The 22,602-nt window shown below is 60.4% G+C and carries 18 protein-coding genes; 12 read left to right on the top strand and 6 right to left on the bottom strand.

All coding sequences use genetic code 11. The annotated features are described in order from the left end of the window. Positions 1-3 precede the first annotated feature (3 nt). The 6 genes from BK670_RS18525 to BK670_RS18500 all read left to right on the top strand — a co-directional run bounded on the left by BK670_RS18525 (position 4) and on the right by BK670_RS18500 (position 7,887). Positions 4-1,464 carry an alginate O-acetyltransferase gene (locus tag BK670_RS18525; protein WP_123451844.1) on the top strand — a complete coding sequence of 487 codons (1,461 nt, stop codon included), beginning with the start codon at positions 4-6 and terminating at the stop codon, positions 1,462-1,464. Positions 1,465-1,472: 8 nt separating this feature from the next. After that, positions 1,473-2,597: a mannuronate-specific alginate lyase gene (locus BK670_RS18520; RefSeq protein WP_123451842.1), complete on the top strand. Its 1,125-nt coding sequence runs from the start codon at positions 1,473-1,475 to the stop codon at positions 2,595-2,597. 208 nt (positions 2,598-2,805) lie between these two features. Then, the gene (locus tag BK670_RS18515) at positions 2,806-4,371 is read left to right on the top strand and encodes an MBOAT family O-acyltransferase (protein ID WP_095050984.1); all 1,566 of its coding nucleotides are present in this window, start codon (positions 2,806-2,808) and stop codon (positions 4,369-4,371) included. Positions 4,372-4,381: 10 nt separating this feature from the next. After that, the gene (locus tag BK670_RS18510) at positions 4,382-5,557 is read left to right on the top strand and encodes an alginate O-acetyltransferase (RefSeq protein WP_123451840.1); all 1,176 of its coding nucleotides are present in this window, start codon (positions 4,382-4,384) and stop codon (positions 5,555-5,557) included. Between the two features lie 14 nt (positions 5,558-5,571). Continuing rightward, a complete protein-coding gene (locus BK670_RS18505) occupies positions 5,572-6,228 on the top strand; it encodes an alginate O-acetyltransferase AlgF (RefSeq protein ID WP_064393312.1) in 657 nt (218 codons plus the stop codon). A gap of 207 nt (positions 6,229-6,435) precedes the next feature. After that, on the top strand, positions 6,436-7,887 hold the full coding sequence (locus tag BK670_RS18500; protein WP_007914094.1) for a mannose-1-phosphate guanylyltransferase/mannose-6-phosphate isomerase: 1,452 nt from the start codon (positions 6,436-6,438) through the stop codon (positions 7,885-7,887). A 76-nt stretch (positions 7,888-7,963) separates the two neighbouring features. On the opposite strand, the gene BK670_RS18495 is transcribed toward BK670_RS18500, so the two are convergent. Continuing rightward, positions 7,964-10,816: an RHS repeat domain-containing protein gene (locus tag BK670_RS18495; protein WP_123451838.1), complete on the bottom strand. Its 2,853-nt coding sequence runs from the start codon at positions 10,814-10,816 to the stop codon at positions 7,964-7,966. Positions 10,817-10,994: 178 nt separating this feature from the next. On the opposite strand from BK670_RS18495, the gene BK670_RS18490 reads away from it, so the two are divergent. Both BK670_RS18490 and BK670_RS18485 read left to right on the top strand, forming a co-directional pair. Then, positions 10,995-11,459, top strand: a complete 465-nt coding sequence (locus tag BK670_RS18490; protein WP_123451836.1) for a multidrug transporter — start codon at positions 10,995-10,997, stop codon at positions 11,457-11,459. A gap of 36 nt (positions 11,460-11,495) precedes the next feature. Next, a complete protein-coding gene (locus tag BK670_RS18485; protein ID WP_123451834.1) occupies positions 11,496-12,320 on the top strand; it encodes an SDR family oxidoreductase in 825 nt (274 codons plus the stop codon). Positions 12,321-12,431: 111 nt separating this feature from the next. On the opposite strand, the gene BK670_RS18480 is transcribed toward BK670_RS18485, so the two are convergent. After that, positions 12,432-13,313: a LysR family transcriptional regulator gene (locus tag BK670_RS18480; RefSeq protein WP_095049817.1), complete on the bottom strand. Its 882-nt coding sequence runs from the start codon at positions 13,311-13,313 to the stop codon at positions 12,432-12,434. Positions 13,314-13,422: 109 nt separating this feature from the next. Between BK670_RS18480 and BK670_RS18475 the strand changes: the two genes are divergently transcribed. Further along, a complete protein-coding gene (locus tag BK670_RS18475; protein WP_123451832.1) occupies positions 13,423-14,793 on the top strand; it encodes an MFS transporter in 1,371 nt (456 codons plus the stop codon). Continuing rightward, complete coding sequence (locus tag BK670_RS18470; protein WP_123451830.1) at positions 14,790-15,188, top strand: DUF4440 domain-containing protein; 399 nt, start codon at positions 14,790-14,792, stop codon at positions 15,186-15,188. The genes BK670_RS18475 and BK670_RS18470 overlap by 4 nt, the downstream gene beginning before the upstream one ends. 147 nt (positions 15,189-15,335) lie before the next feature. On the opposite strand, the gene BK670_RS18465 is transcribed toward BK670_RS18470, so the two are convergent. The 4 genes from BK670_RS18465 to BK670_RS18450 all read right to left on the bottom strand — a co-directional run bounded on the left by BK670_RS18465 (position 15,336) and on the right by BK670_RS18450 (position 20,263). Next, positions 15,336-16,199 (bottom strand): efflux RND transporter periplasmic adaptor subunit, encoded by an 864-nt coding sequence (locus BK670_RS18465; RefSeq protein ID WP_123451828.1) that lies wholly within the window; start codon positions 16,197-16,199, stop codon positions 15,336-15,338. 10 nt (positions 16,200-16,209) lie between these two features. Continuing rightward, positions 16,210-16,410, bottom strand: coding sequence for a DUF1656 domain-containing protein (locus BK670_RS18460; protein ID WP_007914106.1), 201 nt, complete (start codon positions 16,408-16,410; stop codon positions 16,210-16,212). After that, positions 16,400-18,592, bottom strand: a complete 2,193-nt coding sequence (locus BK670_RS18455; RefSeq protein ID WP_123451826.1) for an FUSC family protein — start codon at positions 18,590-18,592, stop codon at positions 16,400-16,402. The genes BK670_RS18460 and BK670_RS18455 overlap by 11 nt, the downstream gene beginning before the upstream one ends. 171 nt (positions 18,593-18,763) lie before the next feature. After that, entirely contained in the window at positions 18,764-20,263 is a 1,500-nt protein-coding gene (locus BK670_RS18450) for an efflux transporter outer membrane subunit (RefSeq protein WP_123451823.1), read from the bottom strand. A gap of 276 nt (positions 20,264-20,539) precedes the next feature. Here BK670_RS18450 and BK670_RS18445 point away from each other — a divergent pair, with 276 nt between their 5' ends. Beyond that, complete coding sequence (locus BK670_RS18445) at positions 20,540-21,508, top strand: LysR family transcriptional regulator (protein WP_123451821.1); 969 nt, start codon at positions 20,540-20,542, stop codon at positions 21,506-21,508. A gap of 411 nt (positions 21,509-21,919) precedes the next feature. Then, positions 21,920-22,294 (top strand): DUF6124 family protein, encoded by a 375-nt coding sequence (locus BK670_RS18440; protein WP_123451819.1) that lies wholly within the window; start codon positions 21,920-21,922, stop codon positions 22,292-22,294. Positions 22,295-22,602 lie beyond the last annotated feature (308 nt).

Here is a 22,602-nt window from a genome sequence, read left to right as displayed (position 1 = left end):
TTTATGCACCCACACTTGATCAAATTACTCAGCCTGTCGGCCCTGACCGTGGGCATTCTCGCGGCCAGCCAAGGCGCCCGCGCTGATGAAGGCGCCGCTGCCACGCCGCCAAAATTCAGCGCCGAACCGTGCTGCAACTTGTGCCCGGCAGCCCATGACGCGAAGAACTACACCACGCGTTATCAGCAGAACTTCACCACCCTGGTGCAGGCGCAAGGCGACTGGTTGTTCCGGACGCAGGAAGACCTGCGCACCGAATTCAACACCACCCCGGCCGGCTACAAACGCCTGCAACAACTGCACGATGCGTTCAAGGCCAAGGGCGTTGAGCTGGTGATCGTTTACCAGCCGACCCGTGGTCTGGTGAACCGCAACAAGCTCAACCCGCAGGAAAAAGCCGCGTTCGATTACGAGAAAGCGCTGGGCAACTACAAGACCATGCTCGGCCGTTTCGCGCAGATGGGTTACGTGGTGCCAGACCTGTCGCCGCTGACCAACGAATCGCTGCCGGACACCCTGCCCGCCCATGACTTCTACTTCCGCGGCGACCAGCACTGGACCCCGTACGGCGCGCAGCGCACGGCGAAAATCGTCGCCGAGAAGGTCAAGCAAATCCCGGCCTTCGCCGACATTCCCAAGCGTGAATTCGAGACCAAACGCTCCGGGCGCATGGGCAAGACCGGCACCCTGCACAACATGGCCGGGCAACTGTGCGGCACCAGTTACGCGATCCAGTACATGGACCAGTTCACCACCGAGCCGAAAGGCGAAGCCGGTGATGGCGACCTGTTCGGTGATTCCGGCAACCCGCAAATCACCCTGGTCGGTACCTCGCACAGCGGCAAAAACTACAACTTCGCCGGCTTCCTCGAAGAAGCCATCGGCGCCGACATTCTCAACGTCGCCTTCCCCGGCGGTGGCCTGGAAGGTTCGATGTTGCAGTACCTCGGTAGCGACGAATTCCAGAAGACCCCGCCGAAGATTCTTATCTGGGAATTCTCGCCGCTGTACCGCCTCGACCAGGAAACCATCTATCGCCAGATGATGTCTCTTCTCGACAACGGCTGCGAGGGCAAAGACGCGCAAATGTCCGCGAGCACCACGCTCAAGCCGGGCAGCAAACAAGAACTGCTGGTCAACAGCAAAAACCTGAACCTGCAGAACAGCAGCCATCAGGTCGACATCCGCTTCGCCGACCCTTCGGTGAAAACCCTGCAAGCCACCCTCTGGTACATGAACGGTCGCCACGAGGACATCAAGATCGAGAAACCGGAAACCTCCGACACCGACGGTCGTTTCGCCTTTGAGCTGCGCACGGACGAAGACTGGGCCTCGCAAAACCTGCTGGCAGTCGAAGTCCAGGGCCCGGAAGCGGGCACCGCGCCGCAGAAAGTCGAAGCGAAAATCTGCAAACGCAACGTATTCCCGGGCGCTGGGCAACAAACCGCTCAGGTCGGGCAATGAGGTCTGCTATGCGAAACTCGAAACTGAAAACCCTTTTAGCGCCGACGCTGCTCGGGCTGGCGATCTTCGCCGGCACCGCGCAGGCCGCCGCACCACTGCGTCCGCCACAGGGCTATTTTGCGCCGGTGGATAAATTCAAGACCGGTGACAAGAGCGAAGGCTGCGATGCAATGCCAACGCCGTACACCGGGCCGCTGCAATTTCGCAGCAAATACGAAGGTTCGGACAAGGCCCGCGCGACACTGAACGTGCAGTCGGAAAAAGCCTTTCGCGACACCACCAAAGACATCACCACCCTGGAACGCGGCACCGCCAAACGGGTGATGCAGTTCATGCGCGACGGTCGTCCGGAACAGCTCGATTGCACGTTGAACTGGCTGACCGCGTGGGCCAAGGCCGATGCGTTGATGTCGAAAGACTTCAACCACACCGGCAAGTCGATGCGCAAATGGGCGCTGGGCAGCATGGCCTCTTCGTACATTCGCCTAAAATTCTCCGACTCGCATCCACTGGCTCAGCATCAGCAGGAAGCGCAGTTGATCGAGGCGTGGTTCAGCAAAATGGCCGATCAGGTCGTCAGCGACTGGGACAACCTGCCGCTGGAAAAAACCAACAACCACTCGTACTGGGCCGCCTGGTCGGTGATGGCGACCTCGATCGCAACAAACCGCCGCGACCTGTTTGACTGGGCGGTGAAGGAATACAAGGTTGGCGTCAATCAAGTCGATGCCGACGGCTTCCTGCCGAACGAACTCAAGCGCCAGCAACGCGCCCTCGCCTATCACAACTACGCCCTGCCGCCGCTGGCGATGATCGCCAGTTTCGCCCAGGTCAACGGTGTCGATCTGCGTCAGGAAAACAACGGCGCGCTGAAGCGTCTGGGTGATCGGGTGCTGGCCGGGGTGAAAGACCCGGATGCATTCGAGAAGAAGAACGGTAAAGAGCAGGACATGACCGATCTCAAAGAGGACATGAAATTCGCCTGGCTCGAACCGTTCTGCACCCTCTACACCTGCCCGCCGGATGTGATCGAGAAGAAGCACGGCATGCAGCCGTTCAAGACCTTCCGCCTGGGTGGCGACCTGACCAAGGTCTACGACCCGTCCCATGAAAAGGGCAACAAGGGTTCATAGATCGCACACCCCCCAATGTAGGAGCTGCCGAAGGCTGCGATCTTTTGATCTGGCTTTTGAAGATCAAGATCAACAGATCGCAGCCTTCGGCAGCTCCTACAGGGTTCGGTGTCAGGTTTGAGTTTTGTGAGTTAGCCCTCCGGTTTTACGTGGGGGGTTTGGGGGGGCTTTGGCCCTTGACTGTTGGTTCAAACATGGAGAGATCGGGATGGTATTTTCATCCAACGTGTTCCTGTTTCTGTTCTTGCCGATCTTTCTCGGCTTGTACTACTTGAGCGGGCAACGCTATCGCAACCTGCTGCTGCTGATCGCCAGCTACGTGTTCTACGCCTGGTGGCGTGTGGACTTCCTCGCGCTGTTCGCGGCCGTCACGCTGTGGAACTACTGGATCGGCCTCAAAGTCGGTGCCGCCGGTGTGCGGACCAAACCGGCGCAGCGCTGGCTGTTGCTTGGCGTCGCGGTGGACCTGTGCATCCTCGGCTACTTCAAGTACGCCAACTTCGGCGTCGACAGCATCAACGCGATGATGACATCGGTCGGTCTTGAGCCGTTCATCCTGACCCACGTGCTGTTGCCGATCGGTATCTCGTTCTACATCTTCGAGTCGATCAGCTACATCATCGACGTGTATCGCGGCGATACCCCGGCCACACGCAACCTGATCGACTTTGCGGCATTCGTGGCGATCTTCCCGCACTTGATTGCCGGCCCGGTTTTGCGTTTCCGTGACCTCGCCGACCAGTTCAACAACCGCACGCACACCCTCGACAAATTCTCCGAAGGCTGCACGCGGTTCATGCAGGGTTTCATCAAAAAGGTCTTCATTGCCGACACCCTCGCGGTGGTCGCCGACCATTGCTTCGCCCTGCAAAACCCGACCACCGGCGATGCCTGGCTCGGCGCACTGGCTTACACCGCGCAGCTGTATTTCGACTTCTCCGGTTACAGCGACATGGCGATTGGTCTGGGCCTGATGATGGGTTTCCGTTTCATGGAAAACTTCAAGCAGCCGTACATCAGCCAGTCGATCACCGAGTTCTGGCGCCGCTGGCACATCAGCCTGTCGACCTGGCTGCGTGACTACCTCTACATCACCCTCGGCGGTAACCGTAAAGGCACGCTGATGACCTATCGCAACCTGTTCCTGACCATGCTGCTCGGTGGTCTGTGGCACGGCGCGAACATCACTTACATCGTCTGGGGCGCCTGGCACGGCATGTGGCTGGCGATCGAAAAAGCGCTGGGCCTGAACACCTCGCCGCGCAGCCTCAACCCGATTCGCTGGGCGCTGACCTTCCTGCTCGTGGTCATGGGCTGGGTGATCTTCCGTGCCGAGAACCTGCACGTTGCCGGACGCATGTACGGCGCGATGTTCAGCTTCGGCGACTGGTCGCTGTCGGAACTCAATCAGGCCAGCCTCACCGGTCTGCAAGTGGCGACCCTTGTTGTGGCGTACGTGACATTGGCGTTCTTCGGTCTGCGCGATCTGTACACCAACCAGCCGCCAGCCAAGAGCAAACCTGAAGTCAACGTCGAGGCCAACGGCCCTGCCACCGCGACCCCGGGGATGATCAAAGCCGCTCCTGGCGAAAACCCGGCAAGCATCCACGAGCCGGGCTACACCGTCGGCGTCGAAGCCCAGGTGCAACCGGCTTACTGGACGGCGGACTGGTCACGCTACGTGATGCGCGGCCTGATCCTGCTGCTGTTCATCGCCTCGATTCTCAAACTCTCGGCGCAAAGCTTCTCGCCGTTCCTTTACTTCCAGTTCTGAGGGATCTGACATGACCCGCTCATTACGCATCTTCTACATCGCCCTGTTCCTGGTGACCCTGTTGGTCCTCGGTCTGTGGTCGGTCCGCAGCTTCTTCGGCTTCAGCACTAACGCCGACGCGACGGTGCTCAACGGCCGCTGGACCAAAGCGGTGGAAACCCACTACGACGATGAATTCCCGATCAAGCGTCTAGGCACCAACCTCTGGGCCGCGCTGGATTTCAAACTGTTCAACGAAGGTCGTCCGGGCGTCGTACTCGGTCGCGATCAGTGGTTGTACAGCGATGAAGAATTCAACCCGATCGTCAACGAAGAGCTGAACCTGCAAGGCAACTACGCGCTGGTCGAAGGCGTGCGCCAGACCCTGAAAGAGAAAGGCGTGAAACTGGTGATGGCGATCGTGCCGGCCAAGGTTCGTCTGTACCCGGAACATCTGGGTGAAGTGAAACCGGCGAGCATCCACGAAAACCTCTATGAGGATTTCCACCACCGTGTGGCGGCCGACAAGATCCTCGCCCCTGACCTGCTCAAGCCATTGCAACAGGCCAAGCAGAACGGTCAGCAAGTGTTCCTGCGCACCGACACCCACTGGACCCCGGAAGGCGCCGAAATCGCCGCCAACACCCTGGCGAAAACCATTGCTGACAAGTTCCCGCTCAGCGGCGAGCCGCAGCGCTTCGTCACCACGCCAGCCGAGAAGGTCACGCACAAGGGCGATCTGCGTCTGTTCCTGCCGCTCGATCCGCTGTTCGAAAACCTGATGCCGGCGCAAGAGCCGCTGCAGAAGCGCAACACCGTCGCGGCCGGCGAGCAGCCTGCCGGTGACGACGCGCTGTTCGCCAGCAATGAAGTGCCGGTGGCATTGGTCGGTACCAGCTACAGCGCCAACCCTAACTGGAACTTCGTCGGTGCGCTGAAACAAGCGCTGCACAGCGACGTGGTGAGCTACGCCGAAGACGGCCACGGCCCGATCCTGCCGATGCTCAGCTACCTGAAAAGTGATGACTTCAAGAACAGCCCGCCACAGGTGCTGATCTGGGAGTTTCCTGAACGTTATCTGCCTGTGAACAACGAAATCGGCGACGCCGACCCGCAGTGGGTCGCAGAGCTTAAACAAGCCGGTGCTCGCCAACAAAACGTAGCCATCAACACTAAATCCGAGACGCCCGATCGGGCGCAAAACTGAAAGAGAGGTACACCATGACTTTCACTACTACTCCTCGTCGTCTCGCTAAAAGCTTCGCACTGGTTGCTGGCCTCAGCGTGCTTTCCGTCCCTGCCTTTGCCGGTGGCGACGCCGCCCTGTACGGCCCGACCGCACCGAAAGGCTCGAGCTTTGTGCGGGTCTACAACGCCAGCAACGCTGAAGTCAGCGCGACTGTCGGCAGCACCAACCTGAGCGACGTTGCGCCACTGGCCAGCAGCGACTTCAGCTTCATGCCGGGTGGCGATTACAGCGCCAAGGTCGGCAGCCAGACCCTGCCGGTGAAACTGGCCGGCGACCACTACTACACCCTGGTCAACAACGCTTCCGGCGCGCCGCAACTGATCGAAGAGCCGCCGTTCAAGAACAAGCAGAAATCCCTGGTACGCGTGCAGAACCTCAGCGACAAACCGCTGACCCTGAAGACTGCTGACGGCAAGACCGACGTGGTGCCAAACGTGGCCGCCAAGGGCCGTGGCGAACGTGAAATCAACCCGGTGAAAGTCAGCCTGGCGCTGTACGAAGGCGACAAGAAAGTCGGCGACGTCAAGCCGGTCGCCCTGGAGCGCGGTGAAGCAGCGGTGCTGTACGTCACCGGCAGCGGCAGCAGCCTGTCGCCAGTCTGGGTGAAACGCCCGGTTTCGACGCGCTAACACATATCCCGATGAGACGCTGATCCCTGTAGGAGCTGCGGCACGCTGCGATCTTTTGACTTTGTTTTCAAAGATCAAGATCAACAGATCGCAGCCTTCGGCAGCTCCTACGCGGGAATGCGGCAGCCTCTCGGTACGAGACAAAAACAAGAGTGAAACGACACAGCGTTCGTGCCTCTAACCAATCGATTTTATGGAGTAAACAATATGATTCCGGTGATCTTGTCAGGTGGTAGCGGTTCGCGTCTCTGGCCGCTTTCGCGTAAGCAGTTCCCTAAACAGTTCCTCGCCCTGACCGGCGAACACACCCTGTTCCAGCAGACCCTCGAGCGCCTGGTGTTCGAAGGCATGGACACCCCGATCGTGGTCTGCAACAAGGATCACCGCTTCATCGTCAACGAGCAGTTGGCCAATCGTAAGCTGGAATGCCAGCGCATCCTCATGGAACCGTTCGGACGCAACACTGCCCCGGCCGTAGCGCTGACCGCGATGATGCTGGTCAATGAAGGTCGTGACGAGTTGATGCTGGTGCTGCCGGCCGACCACGTGCTGGAAGACCAGAAAGCCCTGCAACGCGCTCTGGCCCTGGCTACCGTTGCTGCCGAAAACGGCGAAATGGTGCTGTTCGGCGTGCCGGCGACCAAACCGGAAACCGGTTATGGCTACATCAAATCCACCGGCGACTCGCTGCTGCCCGAAGGCGTGAGCCGCGTGTCGCACTTCGTTGAAAAACCTGACGTCAAACGTGCCACCGAGTACGTCGAGTCCGGCGGTTACTACTGGAACAGCGGCATGTTCCTGTTCCGCGCCAGCCGCTTCCTCGAAGAACTGAAAAAGCACGATCCGGACATCTACGACACCTGCCTGCTGACCCTTGAGCGCAGCCAGCAGGACGCCGACACCATTACCTTCGACGAAGCCACCTTCGCCTGCTGCCCGGACAACTCCATCGACTATTCCGTCATGGAAAAAACCCAGCGTGCCTGCGTCGTGCCGCTGACCGCTGGCTGGAGCGACGTCGGTTGCTGGTCGTCGCTGTGGGAAGTCAACGAGAAAGACGCCAACGGCAACGTCACCAAGGGCGATGTGGTGATTCAGGACAGCAAGAACTGCATGATCCACGGCAACGGCAAACTGGTGTCGGTGATCGGCCTGGAAAACATCGTCGTGGTCGAAACCAAAGACGCCATGATGATCGCCCACAAAGACAAGGTTCAGGGCGTCAAGCAGATGGTCAACACGCTCAACGAGCAGGGCCGCAGCGAAACCCAGAACCACTGCGAAGTCTATCGTCCGTGGGGTTCCTACGACTCGGTGGACATGGGCGGACGCTTCCAGGTCAAGCATATCTCGGTGAAACCGGGTGCGTGCCTGTCGCTGCAGATGCACCACCACCGCGCCGAACACTGGATCGTGGTCAGCGGCACCGCCGAAGTGACCTGCGATGAAAACGTGTTCCTGCTCTGCGAGAACCAGTCCACCTACATCCCGATCGCCTCGGTGCATCGCCTGCGCAACCCGGGCAAGATCCCGTTGGAAATCATCGAAGTGCAATCGGGTTCGTACTTGGGTGAGGACGATATCGAGCGTTTCGAAGATATCTACGGGCGTTCCACCCCGATCGAGCGTGGCGTGTCGGTGAAAACCATCGCGCAATAACTGATCGATAAAACAAGAAGCCCTCGTCCAGCCCGCTGCGTCCCCTATCCGCAGCGGGTTGGGCGGGGGCTTTTTTTCAACTGAAAGAATGTTGCCGAGTCAGTGTTGGCCGGGAGTGCCCCCCCAACGATTGGTGTCTTCCTGCGTAGGGAGCAGGTGCGACAAGTCCGATAAAGTCCTGGGTTCGCTCCAGCGTCCGGACCGTACTGGACGTTTGCATCGACAAATTGGAGACCGCTTCGAAAAGTCCCGGGGCTGCGCTGCCGGCGGTTGCCAGCTCGATAACGATGGCCTGCGTCCTGAACTCGACCATGTCGATGCCAGCCGAAAGATGCTCGTACGTGTTGCTTAACGCCTCAGCATTCAAGCCTTGGGCTGCATGGACGAATTCCCGTCCCGTCTGGATCAGTCCCCGAGTTTCCGATCCCAGTTTTTTGGAGACAGCCTCAATCGTTTTGTCCTCGACCTTGGCGCGCGCCATCTTAATCAGTCGTGATCGACCGTCGGCCGTGCGCGGATCATGCGCTGCCAATTCCAGTTTCACTGTGGCAAGACTCAGCGTCTTTTTCGGCTCAACGCTTTCAACCAAAGCCTTGGGATTCAATTCGCTGCCCTTGAAGTCAACAGGTCGGTTCAACTGATAGATGTCGACCACCTTGTTGATGGCTGCATCCGCCAACTTGGCGCCGGCCTTCGTGCCAACTATGCCGCCAACTGAACCTGCTGCCGGTCCGAGTGCGGCGCCCACGGCAGTGCCGATCGTGCCACCTACGGCTTGAGCGCCTGCGCTGAACGCGCTGCTGGCCAGTTGCGTCCCGACTCGCCGGGCCAGGGCCTGAAGCCGGTTTCGCGCCTGAGTGTGGTTGAGCAGTGAGTTTCTGACGTCCCCCGCCGCCGAGGTCATCGTTTTCATCAATGACTCCTGCTTTTGCACACTGTCAGCCAAGTCTGAGGTGGCAGTCCTCCCGCCACCATCACTGTCGACATGGCCCATGGGCGAGTTACCCACCATCTGGTAAAGGTTTGGCCCGTCGATAAAGCCTTTCGGGTCAGGATTTAACCAGCGCTGCAACCACGGCATGTAATAGCGATAGCCATAATAATAGAGCCCTGTGGTATCGCGCTCCTTGCCCGAATAACGCAGGGTTTTGTAACTGGCCTCGGTGTCCTTGCTCCACGCCGTCTCACCGAAGGGGAAAAACGTTTCTTGACTGATGAGGCGAGCATCCTCGCCCAACTCCAGACAGCTCGACCCCAAATGATCCGTCAGCGTGTAGCGATAATGGTCATTGGAACCGGTGGGCGGAGCACTTTCCCAGTGCAGCACGCGTACACGGTTGATGACGCCCTCGACGGAGATCACTTGCAGTTGCTCACCGGTGGCCGTATCGGTGCGTAGCTCCAGCCCGGGCAAATAACGCACCTGGGCAACGACACCACGCGCATTTGTCTGTAACGAGCGCATCTTGCGCACACGTTGACCGGCACCGTCGTAGTCATAATGTTCAAGGTCATCGTGTCCGCTGGCACGTTCGACCGGCGTGACCGATTGCAACTGGTTGCGCAGGTTCCACGTCAATGAGCCCCCCGCCGCCAGCGCTCGCAAATTGCCACGGGGATCGAACGCGGCGGCAATCTCCTCTTCAGTCGGTGGAACGCCATCACGATAAGGCAAACAGCGATTGCTTGATCGGGCAGCTTTGAGCTGGCGGCCATTGCGCGCGCCAACATGCGTCAGCACCAGCAGATTGCCGGATTCATCGTAGTGAAACGTCTGCCGATAATTGCTCACTGCCGCCGGATCGTCACGGCCGATGGACGCCGGACCTTGAGCAGCAGCGCCCGCTTCCCAACCGGTCGCCACACACAACTGGTAGAGGCTGTCGTAGCTGAAACGACTGACCGGATCGATACGCTGGTTGGCGAAATACCGGATCGGCAGTGCCTTGTCCTCGATGCCCAGCAAGTTGCCTATCGGGTCATAGTCGTAGATCAGATGTTGCAACACCTCGCCCCCGGCTTTCCTCGCATGGCGGGTTTGCAGTCGACCATCCTCGGGCTGGTAGGTCAGGGTCGTCAGCACAGCATTGCCCGCCAGTTCCTGAGTGACTTGCCCATCAGCGTTGTAACGAATGTCGCTCACCAGCGTTTGCGTTTTGCTCTGGTGTTTCAGTTGCAGATGGCTGGCGCGCAACCGACCGTCCAGCGTCAACTCGCTGCCATGACGATTATCACGTGCGTCGACCTGTTCGAGTACCTGGCCTAGCGGCCCGAAGCGCCAACGGGTCGTTGCCCCCTCACCGGGCTCCAGCAAGCGCTGGCGCTCATCAACGTTTGGCGGCCAATCGGCGACGTTGGGTTCGGGGGTAAAGTGCCGGGTGTTTTCGATGCATTGCCCGCTGATTGCGAAGCTTTGCGACAACACACTACCCGCCGGATCATCGTGCCGAATCAACTGCCCCATCTGATTACGCGATGGGTCACCCGCACCGGACTGGCCGTAAGTGAAGCGCTCGACGCACCGCCTCGGCTCGGATGCACCTTCTTCGAATACGGCAATCGGCCGTAGCAGCGGATCGTATTGCACCTCGCGCCGGGTTTCTCGATTGTCCCAATCGAACAGCCTCTGCGCGCCGAGCCCGTACAATGCCAGCTGCGTACCGGCATCGACACTGTCGGAGCGCAGCGTTTGCCCGACCAGCGAATAAACGGTGCTCAGGTTGGCTGGCGTCAGCGCCTCGGTCGTTTGCAGTGCCCACAAACGCGGATCCCACTGGTCCACCGCCCTTCCGGCAGCGTCATGCAGAGTGCGATCGATGCGGGTTTGCGCGGGGCCAATGTCGTCGCCGCGCCAATAACCCACCGTCCGAACCCGCAATCCGCGCGGGTCGCTTGCCGCAAGCGTCGGTGTCCTGCCGTACCTATTCATCAGCGTGCTCCGGGCACTAACGTCATCCTTGATCCAAGGCATCAAAGCATCCGGGCTTACGACTTTCAACTGTCAGAAATTACAGTACCGACTAACGGTACATTCAGATTACGCGTGAATGTCCATTCCAGCGGGCCTTCGGTAGGATGGTGCTCACGACCTATTGGAGCGTTCCAACATGTTCATCGGCATTCTGCTGGTCATCACCTGGCTGATCCTCCTGCTGCGCTATCCGGCCAAAGCCCTGCCGGTCTCGGTGGCGGCGGCGATTGGCCTGGGTTTCGTGGCCATGTGGGTGGTGTGGCTGGACAACCGCGAGATCAAGCAACTGGCGCGTCTTGAGATGCGTATCGCCTACGCTCCCGAACAATGCCCGGCGGATCGTCCGCTGCAACTGAAAATGAAAAACGGCAACGACGTGCCCCTGACCGAACTGCGCTGGCGCATCGCCGCCTACGCGCCGGGCGACACGGTCAATCTGGCCGACAACCAATACACCGCGCCACGCTATCGCGGCCCGGGTGAACTGCAGGCCGGCGGCGACTGGGAAGACTGCCTGCCAATGCCGCCGCTACGCCCCGGTTATCGCCCGCAAACCCTGGAGTTTCGCGCCGAGCGCTTGCAGGGCAGTTTCTCCGACTGATCTCCTCTCTTAACTTTTCTGCACAAGGAATGCGCCATGCCCGTTGCGTTGATTACCGGTTGTTCCAGCGGCATCGGCCGCGCCCTCGCCGATGCGTTCAAAGCCGCCGGTTACGAAGTCTGGGCCAGTGCGCGCAAGGCTGAAGATGTCGCATTGCTGGCGACAGCCGGGTTCACCGCCGTGCAACTCGACGTCAATGACAACGCGGCGCTGGAACAACTCGGCGAGCGGATCAACCAGCAACACGGCGGCCTCGACGTGCTGATCAACAACGCCGGGTATGGCGCCATGGGACCGCTGCTCGACGGCGGAGTGGCGGCCATGCAACGGCAGTTCGAGACCAACGTGTTTTCGATTGTCGGCGTCACTCGCGCGCTGTTCCCGGTGCTGCGCCGGGCCAAGGGGCTGGTGGTGAATATCGGCAGCGTGTCCGGTGTTTTGGTCACGCCGTTTGCCGGTGCGTATTGCGCCTCGAAAGCGGCAGTGCATGCGTTGAGCGATGCCTTGCGCATGGAGCTGGCACCGTTCGGCATTCGCGTCATGGAGGTCCAACCGGGGGCGATTCAGTCGAGTTTCGCCAAGAACGCCGGGCATGAGGCCGAGCAGTTGATCAACGAGCAATCACCGTGGTTTCCGTTGCGTGAGGGGATTCGCGCACGGGCCAAGGCGTCGCAGGACAATCCGACCCCGGCCAGTGAGTTTGCGGCTGAACTGTTGAAGGCTGTGCAACAGAGCAAACCGCCACGGTTGATCCGCATTGGTAATGGCAGCCGCGCGTTGCCGTTGTTGGCGGCGTTGTTGCCTAAAGGGTTGCTGGAGTCGACATTGATGAAGCGGTTCGGCTTGCGCGCAAAGCTCTGAGACCGGGTTGACGCTTTCGCGAGCAGGCTCGCTCCCACATTGGATATCTGTCATGCCGAAGGTCCCCTTTGGGAGCGAGCCTGCTCGCGAAGAGGCCAGATCAGCCAACACTCATCCCCAGCCTTTCATGAAATCAATGAACGCCCGCACTTTCAGCGGCAAATGCCGGGTGTCCGGGTACAGCGCATACACCCCCTGCTGCGCAAACCGGTAATCCACCAGCAAACGCTGCAACCGCCCGGCATCGAGATCGTCCTGAATCAACCATTGCGGCAGTATCGCCACACCTTGCCCGGTCAATGCAAAGGCCCTGAGCGTCGCCGAGTTATCCGCAACAATCGCGGTGTTCCCCGGTTTAGGCTGATAGAAATGCTCCACACCGGCCGGATCGCTCACGGTCATTTCCGGCACTCGCCCATGCCCTAACGTCGGCATCGACTCCAGCGTTGCCAGCGTGGCCACCGGCGCAAAGCGCTCGACCAACCCCGGCGCCGCCACCGCAAACACCTCGAACGTCGATAACTGCACCGCACGCAGATTGGAGTCGTGCATGCGCCCCAGACGAATCGCCAGGTCAAACCGTTCGGAAATCAGATCGGCATGGGTCGATGATGTGGACAAATGAATATTCAGTTGCGGTTGCTGCTGACGAAACACTTCCAGCGCCGGCACCACTTGGGCCAGGGCGAACTCGACAGTCGTGGTGATGCGCAATGTGCCCTTGAGCTGTGCGTGCTCCGAGCGCGCCTCTTCGATCGCCAGCCGCGCCTCATCCAGCGTACGCAAACAGCGGCGATAAAAGCGCTCACCGGCATCGGTCAGCGCCAGTTGCCGGGTGTTGCGCGTGAGCAAGGTCACGCCCAGCTCTTCCTCCAGGCGCTTGAGGTTGAAACTGACCACGGCGCGGGTTTGCCCCAATGTGTCGGCAGCAGCCGTGAGTGATCCCGCCTCGACCACGGCTTTGAAGGTGTCAAACCGATCCAGACTGACCATATCCACGGCACCACTTGTCAAAATAATTTTGACAAACTAGCAGGCAAACCAGCGTTTTCCTATGACCAAAAGCGCCCTACCCTGCACGTCTCATTACAGGGAAGCTGCCATGGCTTATCGCTCGAAAGTCGCGCTGGTGTATTTGTTGGGCTTTGCGCTCGACCTGCTGAACATGTTCGTCGCCAGCATTGCCTACCCCGACATCGCGCAACAATTGCACGCCTCGGTCACGCAACTGGCGTGGATCAGCAACGCCTACATGCTCGGACTCACGCTGATCATTCCACTGAGCGTGTGGCTGGCGACCCGGATCGGCGAGCGGCGCTTGATCCTCGCCTCGCTGCTGCTGTTCGGTGTGGGCTCGGCACTGGTGGCGCAGGCGGGATCGATTGAAAGCCTGATTGCCTGGCGACTGCTGCAAGGCCTCGGTGGCGGACTGCTGCTTCCGGTGGGCCAGGCCCTGGCGTATCGACAGTTCCCGGCGACGCAACGTGCGCACTTCACCGGGGTGGTGTTGCTGGTGGCGCTGCTGGTGCCGGCACTGTCGCCGGCGGCCGGTGGGTTGATTGTTCAGGCGCTGTCGTGGCGCTGGATTTTCTACCTGAATCTGCCGCTAACGCTGCTCGCACTTGGGCTTGGCCTGCTCTGGCTGAAAGCCGATCAACCGTTGACTGAACGCCCGGCACTCGACGCGCGCGGCCTGCTGCTGGCAGCCTCGGCGCTCAGTTTATTGTTGATTGCCATCAGTCTGTTGAGCGACGCCGACACCCGAACCCTCGGCATCTTTGCCCTGTTGTTGAGCCTTCTGACCCTGTGCATTTACCTGCGCGATGGCTGGCGCAAACCCGGCGCGATCCTCGACCTGCAACTGATCAAGAACCCGTCGCTGCGTCTGGCGATGTTGATCTACCTGTGCGTGCCGGGGGTGTTCACCGGCACCCAAATGATTGCCGTGTTGTACCTGCACAACCTCGGCGTCGGTGCGGCACAAACCGGCGCGCTGATGCTGCCGTGGGCCGTCGGCTCGGGGGTGGCGATCATGCTTGGCAAGCGCAGCTTCAACCGCATCGGCCCCAAGCCATTGCTCAGCGCCGGCATGCTCCTGCAATGCCTGGGCATCGTTTTGCTGATGCGCATCGAACAACCCGCCAACACGCCGCTGATCATCGCCTATGCCCTGATGGGTTTGGGCGGCAGCCTGTGCAGCGTCACCGCGCAGACCTTGGCCTTCGTTGGCATTGCGCCAGAAAAAATGGGCCACTCCAGTGCCCTGTGGAACATCAATCGCCAACTCGGCTTCTGCCTCGCGGCGGCGCTGCTCGGTTCACTGCTAGACGCCTTGGGCGATGTCGGTTTCCAAGCCTGTTTTACCGCTGCCGCGCTGCTCACGCTGTTGCCGATGGTCAGCGTGCTGCGTTTCGATTCGACAACGGTGCTCGCCCTGCTGAGCCCGTCACCCCTTGAGGAAAAACCCACATGAGCGACTACCAAGACTATTTTGCCGAAGTGATCCAGGCCCATGAGGCCATCGAACAATGGTTTGCCGTGGAGCAGGATCACGCCGCGCTGGAGCGATTACTGACGCGTTTTTCACCCATGTTTTCCATGGTCTCGCCGCTGGGCCGGGTGCTGGATTTCGAAGCGCTGGGTGAGTTGTTTCGAATGGCTGGAGGAAGGAAACACGGGTTCAGGATCGAGCTCAGCGAACTGCGTGGGCTTGCATTGCATGAACGCGGTGCGACGGTGAGTTATCGCGAACAGCAGACCGATGCGAGCGGCTTGCACTCGGATCGGCGAGCGACGGTGGTGTTTGAAAAAACCGAGTCCGGGCGAGTGGTCTGGCGGCATTTGCAAGAGACGTTCTGCCAAGGCTGATGCGATCCCTTTGTGGCGAGGGAGCTCGCTCCCGCTGGGCTGCGCAGCATCCCCAATAGCTGACCCCACAACCCTGTCAGGCAAACGCGCAGTCAGATTTTACGACTGCTACGCAGCCGAGCGGGAGCAAGCTCCCTCGCCACAGGTTTACTCTCCCGTGTCCTGCTTCACCACCACCGTGCACGTAATCCCCGCCGCCAACAGAACACCCTCCGGCACTTCATCAATGTGAATCCGCACCGGCACCCGCTGGGCCAACCGCACCCAGTTGAACGTCGGGTTCACATCGGCGATCAGCTCGCGGCTTTCCGGGTTGTCGCGGTCGTAGATGCCGCGAGAAATGCTTTCCACATGGCCCTTGAGCACTTCGCCGCTCATCAACTGCATGTCGGCCTTATCACCGACTTTCACGCGGGGCAATTTGGTCTCTTCGAAGAAGCCGTAAACCCAGAACGAATTCATGTCGACCACGGCCATTTTCGCCTCGCCGATGCGCGCGTAGTCACCGCGATGCACGTTGAGGTTGGTCACGTAACCGTCGACCGCCGCGCGTACTTCGGTGCGTTTTAGGTTGAGTTCGGCGGCTTCCAGTTGCGCCTGCGCGTGCTGGTAATCAGCGAGGGCGGCGTCGGCGATGTTGCTGGCGTCGTCGCGGTTTTCCTTGGAGATCACCAGGTTGTCGAGATCGGCGCGGCGGTGGGCGTTGACCTTGCGCATCTCCCACGTCGACTTGCGCGAGGCGACCAGCGACTGCGCCTGTTTCACCGCGATACGGTAGTGCTCCGGGTCGATCTGCATGAGCAAATCGCCTTTCTTCACTAACTGGTTGTCACGCACCGGCACATCGATGACTTCACCGGTGACGTCGGCGGCAACGTTGATAATGTCGGCACGCACGCGACCATCGCGGGTCCACGGCGTGTTCATGTAGTGCTCCCACAACGTGCGGCCGATCCACAGTGCAAGAGCCAGCACCAGCAGGGTCGCGAGCAGGCTGAAAAACTTTTTCATCGGGACGTTCTCAACGGTAGACAGTCAGCGCCATGGCGCCGAACAGACAGGTAAACAGACTCAGACGCAGCAGCGCCGGGTGCCAGAAGAAGCGGTACAGATCGAACCCGGACAAGAACCGATCCACCGCCCAGGCCAGTGCCGCAGCGATGAAAAACATCAAGGTCATGGTCGGCATGTACACGCCGTGGAAGGCGATTTCACGAGGCATGGGCAAGTCCTTCGGGCTTGGCGATGGCGTAGGCAGCGAGTGGTGATTGCGGGTCGAGCAGCGAAGTGCGGATAAAGTGCAAATAGCTCTTCACTCGACGTAAAGCCGAGGTGTCGAAGTGCGGCGCGAACGGTTCGTCGGTGGCCGCCACGCGACTGATCGCATGATCGACCGCCACCAGCGCCCGTTCGAGATTGCTGGAGTTCGGCTGCAAAAACAGACGCACCAGCGCGCGGCCCATGACGCGGATCGCCTGGCGCCACGGTTGCGATTCGGCATAGGCCGGATGTACCGGCAAAATCGCCTGTTCCTTGCGCAACTCGATGATCGCGTGGCCGACTTCGAGGACCACGAACATCCAGCGCAGCAGATTCTTCTGCACCTTCGGCTGCCCGGCCGCGAGACCGTAAGCCTGATGCAGCAAATCGCGGGTGCGGCTCTCGAAACTCGAGGCCAGGCGTTTGAGTTTTCCACTGATCGCGTAGACCACTTGGCCGCGCAGATCCTGCTCCAGGCGTTTCCACAACCAGCGACTGTTCGGCGGCAGAATAATCGCCCCCGCCGCCGCGCAGACCAGCATGCCCATGACCATGGCGATGTAGTCGTTGATGAAGGTGTACGGGTTGTAAATGGTCAGGTTGTCCGGCACCGAACCCGTACTGAAGAAGATCAGCAAACCGAGGCCGACACCGGCGTATTGCGGCCGCGACGTGAGGAACGAACCGAGCACGATGACTGGCGCGAGCGTCACGCACAGCAGCGGAAAACCATCGATCCACGGGAAGATGAAAAACATCTCGACGAAGCCGATCAGCGCGCCGAGAAACGTACCGCACGCCATTTGGAATGCCATGCGTTTCGGGTTCGGCGTGGCCGCCGAGAGGCCCACGGTGGCGGCAGCGATCAGGGTCATGGTCGCGCCACTTGGCCAAGCAGTGGCGACCCAATAACTGCCCAGCACGACCAGAATGAACGAGGCGCGAATCCCCGAAGCCGCAGCAGCCCACCAGTTGGTTTGCGGGGTGAACGGTTCGTCCCAGCGCTCGCGTTCATGGCGGTGATCGGCCAATGAGGCGTGGGTCTGGGCATAACTGTGCAGGTCATCGACGAAGCGATAAAGCAGTTCGTACGCGGTGTGGAAATCCAGTTGCTCGGCGTCGCTCGGTTCGCTCTCCTGGAAGATCCCGCGCAGGCTGCGCACACGTGCCGGCAGGCCTTCCTTGTAGCTCGCCAGCGCTGTCGCCAAACGGGCGGCGTCGGGGCTGGTCAGGGCGCGACCGCTGAAACCGTCGAGCACTTCGGCGAGATCCTGCAAACCGGGTTTGATCGCCGCAACCACATGTTCTTCGCCATTGCCGCGCAGGCGTTCGAGCAACTGATGCAGCGCGTTGAAGCGCGTGGTGATGCCCATGAATTCACTGTTCAAACGGCTCAGTCGACCGTTGCGCCGGCGCATGTGCGGGTCTTCGAACACGGTCACGCTGCGCAGCCCTTCGAGGCCCACGGCTTCGGCGATAAAGCGCACGTTGCTCGCCTCGAAAGCTTCAGCTTTGCTGCGCCCGCGCAGGCCGTCGGTGACGAACAGCGCGAACACACCAAAGCGCTGATACAGGGCGTTACGCATGGCTGCGCTGGCGGTTTGCGGCAGGATCGCGGCGCTGATCAGGGTCGAGCAGAGAATCCCCAGCGAGATCTCCAGCACCCGCCAAACGGCCGCCATAAACGCGCCGTCCGGATGCGCCAAGGCCGGCAAGCCGACCATCGCTGCGGTGTACCCAGCGAGGACAAAACCGTAGGCGCGGAAGTTGCGGCAACGCGCAGCGCCGGCCGAGCAGATGCCGACCCAGATCGCCAGCGAACCGAGGAACAGTTCGGTGTTCTGCGCGAACAACGCGATCAGCGTGACCATCATCGCCGACCCGGCCAAGGTGCCGAGGAAGCGATAGAAACTCTTGGCAAACACCTGACCGCTCTGCGGCTGCATGACGATGAACACGGTGATCATCGCCGTGCGCGGTTGCGGCAATTCCAGGCGCATGGCCAGCCACAGCGTAAGAAACGCGGCGAGCAGTACCTTGAAGATGTAGACCCAGGTCACGCCATCGCTGCGCGCCCAGTCAAAGAAACCGCGGCGCCATTCCAGGGCGTAGAGCCAGCGTATTGGTGCGGGCAAGGGAGTCATTTGGTCTTGCTCAATGAATGAAGAAAAAATCTGTGGATCACACAATTCCTGTGGCGAGGGAGCTTGCTCCCGCTGGGCAGCGAAGCGGCCCCAAAAATCTTGTGAGCGCTGCGCACTCAAGCGGGAGCAAGCTCCCTCGCCACAGGTAGGTGCAAGCTGTGTGGTCTGTGTTCAACGCAAAAGAGCCGGGGTTTTCGGCGCTTGGGTTTTCTCGGCCGTCGGTACGTCGTTGCCAGCGCCGAGGCCACCGCCCAATGCAGTCACCAACTCCGCGTGAGCACTGAGGCGCGCCGCCTGCACCTGCTGCTGCACCTGCTGCTGTTTGAACAGCAACGTCTGCGCATTGAGCACGTTGAGGTAGTCGGTGAGGCCGCGCTGATACGCGATCATCGCGATGTCGTAAGTCTTCTGCGCCGTCGCAACCGATTCGGCGGCGAAGCCTTGCTGCTTGTCCATCGACTCGCGGCGGATCAACTGATCGGAAATATTCTTCAGCGCATTGACCAGCGTCTGGTTGTAATGCGCCACGGCGATGTCGTAACCGGCGGAGGCTTCACCCAGTTCGGCGCGCAGTCGGCCACCGTCGAAGATCGGCAGCGAGATCGCCGGCCCAACGTTGTAGTTGAGTTTCTTGCCGGTCAAAAACTCCAGCGCGCCGCCGCCGGTAGCCATGTAGCCGAGGCTGCCGACCAGATCGACGTTGGGGTAAAACCCGGCGTGAGCGACATCGATACCGCGCGCCTGCGCCGCCACTTGCCAGCGACTGGCGACCACATCGGGACGCTGGCCGAGCAATTCGGCGGGCAGTGCCGACGGCAGTTTCAGCGCCGCACCGAGGGACAATGTCGGGCGCTGCAACTGCGCGCCCGCCCCCGGACCTTTACCTGCGAGCGCGGCAATCTGGTTGCGACTCAGGGCGATTTCTTCGTCCAGCGCATCGAGCTGGCGATGGGTTTCCGGCAGCGGCGTTTCGGCCTGACTGACTTCGAAGTGCGTGCCGATTCCGCCGTTCAAACGTTTCTGCGCCAGATCGAGAATCTGCTGTTGCTGTTTGAGCGTCGCGGCAACGATGTCGCGCTGCGCGTAATGCAGCGACAGTTCGATGTAGGCGCGGACGATGTTGTTCTGCAATTCAAGCTGCGCCAATCGCGCCTCGGCGGCGCTCATGTGCGCCAGATCCACCGCACGTTCACTGGCATTGCTTTCACGGCCCCAGAGATCGAGCGCGTAGCTGAAACCCAGCGCGGCATTGTTATCCCAGGTGGTGGTGTTGGCCAGATCGCCTGGGCCGTAGAACTGATCGGTCGGCCAGTTGTGCCGTTTGAGGGTCGACTCGCCATTGATCTGCAACGACTCGGCGGCCTCGGCAACGCCGGCCAGGGCTTTAGCCTGACGCACCCGCGCAGCCGCCATGGCCATGCTCGGGCTGCCTTGCACGGCGAGGTCGATCCAGCGATTGAGTTGCGGGTCGCCGTAGGCTTGCCACCATTGCGCGGTGGGCCAGTGGGCGTCACGGGCGGCGTGGGCGATGGCGTCATCGGTGGCCAGCGTGTCGGCCTCGATTGCCGTGCCCTGTGGGGCAATTCCGTCCGTTGAGATGCAGCCGCCAAGACCCAGGGTAAAAGCCAGAACACTGAGCGGCAAAAGCGCTCTGTTGATGCGACGCGGCACAGCTGCGAATTCCTGAGAGAGGGGTAGATCGAGAACCCGTGTTGGAGCTGCCGCAGGCTGCGATCTTTTGATCTTGATTCCCTTAAAACAAAATCAAAAGATCGCAGCCTGCGGCAGCTCCTACAGGGATCGGCGCAATTCTAGGGAACGCCCTGTACGGCGATAAGCTGGGATTTCTGTGAATCTTTGTTACGGTTAAAGAGATAATCCTTAAGTCTGGGGTCTCAGCCCCCGAAACTTCGTGTCACAATTTGCCATCTCCCTTGAGAGCACCCCATGGACACTTTGCAAAACATGCGCGCCTTCAGTTGTGTCGCCGAAGCCGGCAGCTTCACCGCCGCCGCCGTGCAACTCGACACCACCACCGCCAACGTCTCGCGCGCGGTCTCCAACCTGGAAGCCCACCTGCAAACCCGTTTGCTCAACCGCACCACGCGGCGCATCGCCCTGACCGAAGCGGGCAAGCGCTACCTGCTGCGCTGCGAACAGATCCTCGCCTACGTCGAAGAGGCCGAAGCCGAAGCCAGCGACGCCCACGCGCGCCCGGCCGGGCAATTGAAAGTGCACACCATGACCGGCATCGGTCAGCACTTCGTCATCGACGCCATTGCCCGCTACCGCAAGACCCACCCGGACGTCACCTTCGACCTGACCCTGGCCAACCGCGTGCCGGACCTGCTCGACGAGGGCTACGACGTGTCCATCGTGCTCGCCAGCGAACTGCCGGATTCGGGTTTTGTTTCGCAACGGCTGGGCATCACCTACAGCATCGTCTGCGCCTCCCCGGCCTACGTGAAAGCCAACGGCGCCGCGCAAAAGCCCAGCGACCTGCTCAACCACGCCTGCCTGCGCCTGGTCAGCCCGGTGATCCCCCTGGAAAAATGGGCCTTCGACGGCCCGGAAGGCCAGGAAATGGTCACCATCAACAGCTCGCCGTTTCTGGTGAACTCCGCCGACGCGATGAAAACCGCGATCACCAGCGGCATGGGCGTGGGCGTGTTGCCGGTGTATGCAGCGATCGAAGGTCTGCGCAACGGCACACTGGTGCGGGTCATGCCGAACTACCGCTCGCAAGAGCTGAACCTGTATGCGATCTACCCGTCGCGGCAATATCTGGATGCGAAGATCAAAACGTGGGTTGAGTATTTGCGCGGCTCGTTGCCAGAGATTCTCGCCGCCCACCAAGCCGAATTGGCCGTTTACGAATTAAGCGGCAGCCTCGCCGGCGCGCGCGTCGCCAACTGATTTTCAACACACCACGAAACCTGTAGGAGCTGCCGCAGGCTGCGATCTTTTGATCTTGATGTTTAAAAATCAAAAGATCGCAGCCTACGGCAGCTCCTACAGAACGGGGATTTCGCGGATCTTTCCGACAGGTTTTGCAGGTTGTCCGTCGGAAGTGCGGTGGCTAGGATTTGGTTGTCGCTGACGCATCAGCGACCGGGTCTGGAAAACCCGATTTCAACTACCAAAGCTCATGGCATACTGCGGCGCTTTTAGCTCGCAATGTTATGGCGGCTGTGCGCGGGAGGCCCTAGGGCCTGCCGGTTTTGGCTAAGTTGACCGGTTTTTCCAGTCCGCGCACAGTTGCCACCCCTTTCGCCTGGAAAACGAAAAGTGGCAGCTTCAACTCAACTTGCCACGAGTATGTTTCCTATGTTCAAACCAACACCGAATCCGCCTGAAACGGAAGACACCACCCCCTACGAATTCCCCGGCTCAAAGAAATTCCACGAAGCCGCCGAACGCGCCCTCGATCACTACCTCAAACCCAACGCACTGACCCTGCGCTTCCACAAACCCAGCACCATGTTCCAGGTCGCACCGGAACAGGACAGCGAAAGCCTGCTGGTCCACGCCTGCGAATCACTGGCCCAGGCCAGCCTCATGACCAGCGACATCGCCGCCTACATCGACCTGCCGCAGCGACGGACGATTCTGGCGATTCAGCAGATCATCATGCTGGCTGAACTGGCGGTGAATCGGGTGCTGGATAACGTAGAAATCACTCAACCCTCAACACACAGCTAACCCCCTGTGGGAGCGAGCCTGCTCGCGAAGGCGTCAGCGCATTCAGCATTGATGGCGCCTGACACACCGCTTTCGCGAGCAGGCTCGCTCCCACAGTTTGGATTGTGTGCAGCCTGCCAGACATTGGTCGGCTGTCAGGCCGCTATCGCGAGCAGGCTCACTCCTACATTGGGATCGCATGCAGCCTGCCAGACATTGGTCGGCTGTCAGGCCGACATCGCTAGCAGGCTCACTCCTACATTGGGATCGCATGCTGCCTGCCGGACTTGGTCGGCTGTCAGGCCGCCATCGCGAGCAGGCTCACTCCT

Source organism: Pseudomonas fluorescens (genome assembly GCF_003732425.1).
GTDB classification, from domain to species: domain Bacteria; phylum Pseudomonadota; class Gammaproteobacteria; order Pseudomonadales; family Pseudomonadaceae; genus Aquipseudomonas; species Aquipseudomonas fluorescens_BE.
This window is presented reverse-complemented; position numbering and strand designations above follow the sequence as displayed.

Excerpts from the sequence above, each read along its gene's own strand:
- BK670_RS18525 (WP_123451844.1), top strand. The coding sequence starts at position 4 with ATGCACCCACACTTGATCAAATTACTCAGCCTGTCGGCCCTGACCGTG.
- BK670_RS18520 (WP_123451842.1), top strand. The coding sequence starts at position 1,473 with ATGCGAAACTCGAAACTGAAAACCCTTTTAGCGCCGACGCTGCTCGGG.
- BK670_RS18515 (WP_095050984.1), top strand. The coding sequence starts at position 2,806 with ATGGTATTTTCATCCAACGTGTTCCTGTTTCTGTTCTTGCCGATCTTT.
- BK670_RS18510 (WP_123451840.1), top strand. The coding sequence starts at position 4,382 with ATGACCCGCTCATTACGCATCTTCTACATCGCCCTGTTCCTGGTGACC.
- BK670_RS18505 (WP_064393312.1), top strand. The coding sequence starts at position 5,572 with ATGACTTTCACTACTACTCCTCGTCGTCTCGCTAAAAGCTTCGCACTG.
- BK670_RS18500 (WP_007914094.1), top strand. The coding sequence starts at position 6,436 with ATGATTCCGGTGATCTTGTCAGGTGGTAGCGGTTCGCGTCTCTGGCCG.
- BK670_RS18495 (WP_123451838.1), bottom strand. The coding sequence starts at position 10,816 with ATGAATAGGTACGGCAGGACACCGACGCTTGCGGCAAGCGACCCGCGC.
- BK670_RS18490 (WP_123451836.1), top strand. The coding sequence starts at position 10,995 with ATGTTCATCGGCATTCTGCTGGTCATCACCTGGCTGATCCTCCTGCTG.
- BK670_RS18485 (WP_123451834.1), top strand. The coding sequence starts at position 11,496 with ATGCCCGTTGCGTTGATTACCGGTTGTTCCAGCGGCATCGGCCGCGCC.
- BK670_RS18480 (WP_095049817.1), bottom strand. The coding sequence starts at position 13,313 with ATGGTCAGTCTGGATCGGTTTGACACCTTCAAAGCCGTGGTCGAGGCG.
- BK670_RS18475 (WP_123451832.1), top strand. The coding sequence starts at position 13,423 with ATGGCTTATCGCTCGAAAGTCGCGCTGGTGTATTTGTTGGGCTTTGCG.
- BK670_RS18470 (WP_123451830.1), top strand. The coding sequence starts at position 14,790 with ATGAGCGACTACCAAGACTATTTTGCCGAAGTGATCCAGGCCCATGAG.
- BK670_RS18465 (WP_123451828.1), bottom strand. The coding sequence starts at position 16,199 with ATGAAAAAGTTTTTCAGCCTGCTCGCGACCCTGCTGGTGCTGGCTCTT.
- BK670_RS18460 (WP_007914106.1), bottom strand. The coding sequence starts at position 16,410 with ATGCCTCGTGAAATCGCCTTCCACGGCGTGTACATGCCGACCATGACC.
- BK670_RS18455 (WP_123451826.1), bottom strand. The coding sequence starts at position 18,592 with ATGACTCCCTTGCCCGCACCAATACGCTGGCTCTACGCCCTGGAATGG.
- BK670_RS18445 (WP_123451821.1), top strand. The coding sequence starts at position 20,540 with ATGGACACTTTGCAAAACATGCGCGCCTTCAGTTGTGTCGCCGAAGCC.
- BK670_RS18440 (WP_123451819.1), top strand. The coding sequence starts at position 21,920 with ATGTTCAAACCAACACCGAATCCGCCTGAAACGGAAGACACCACCCCC.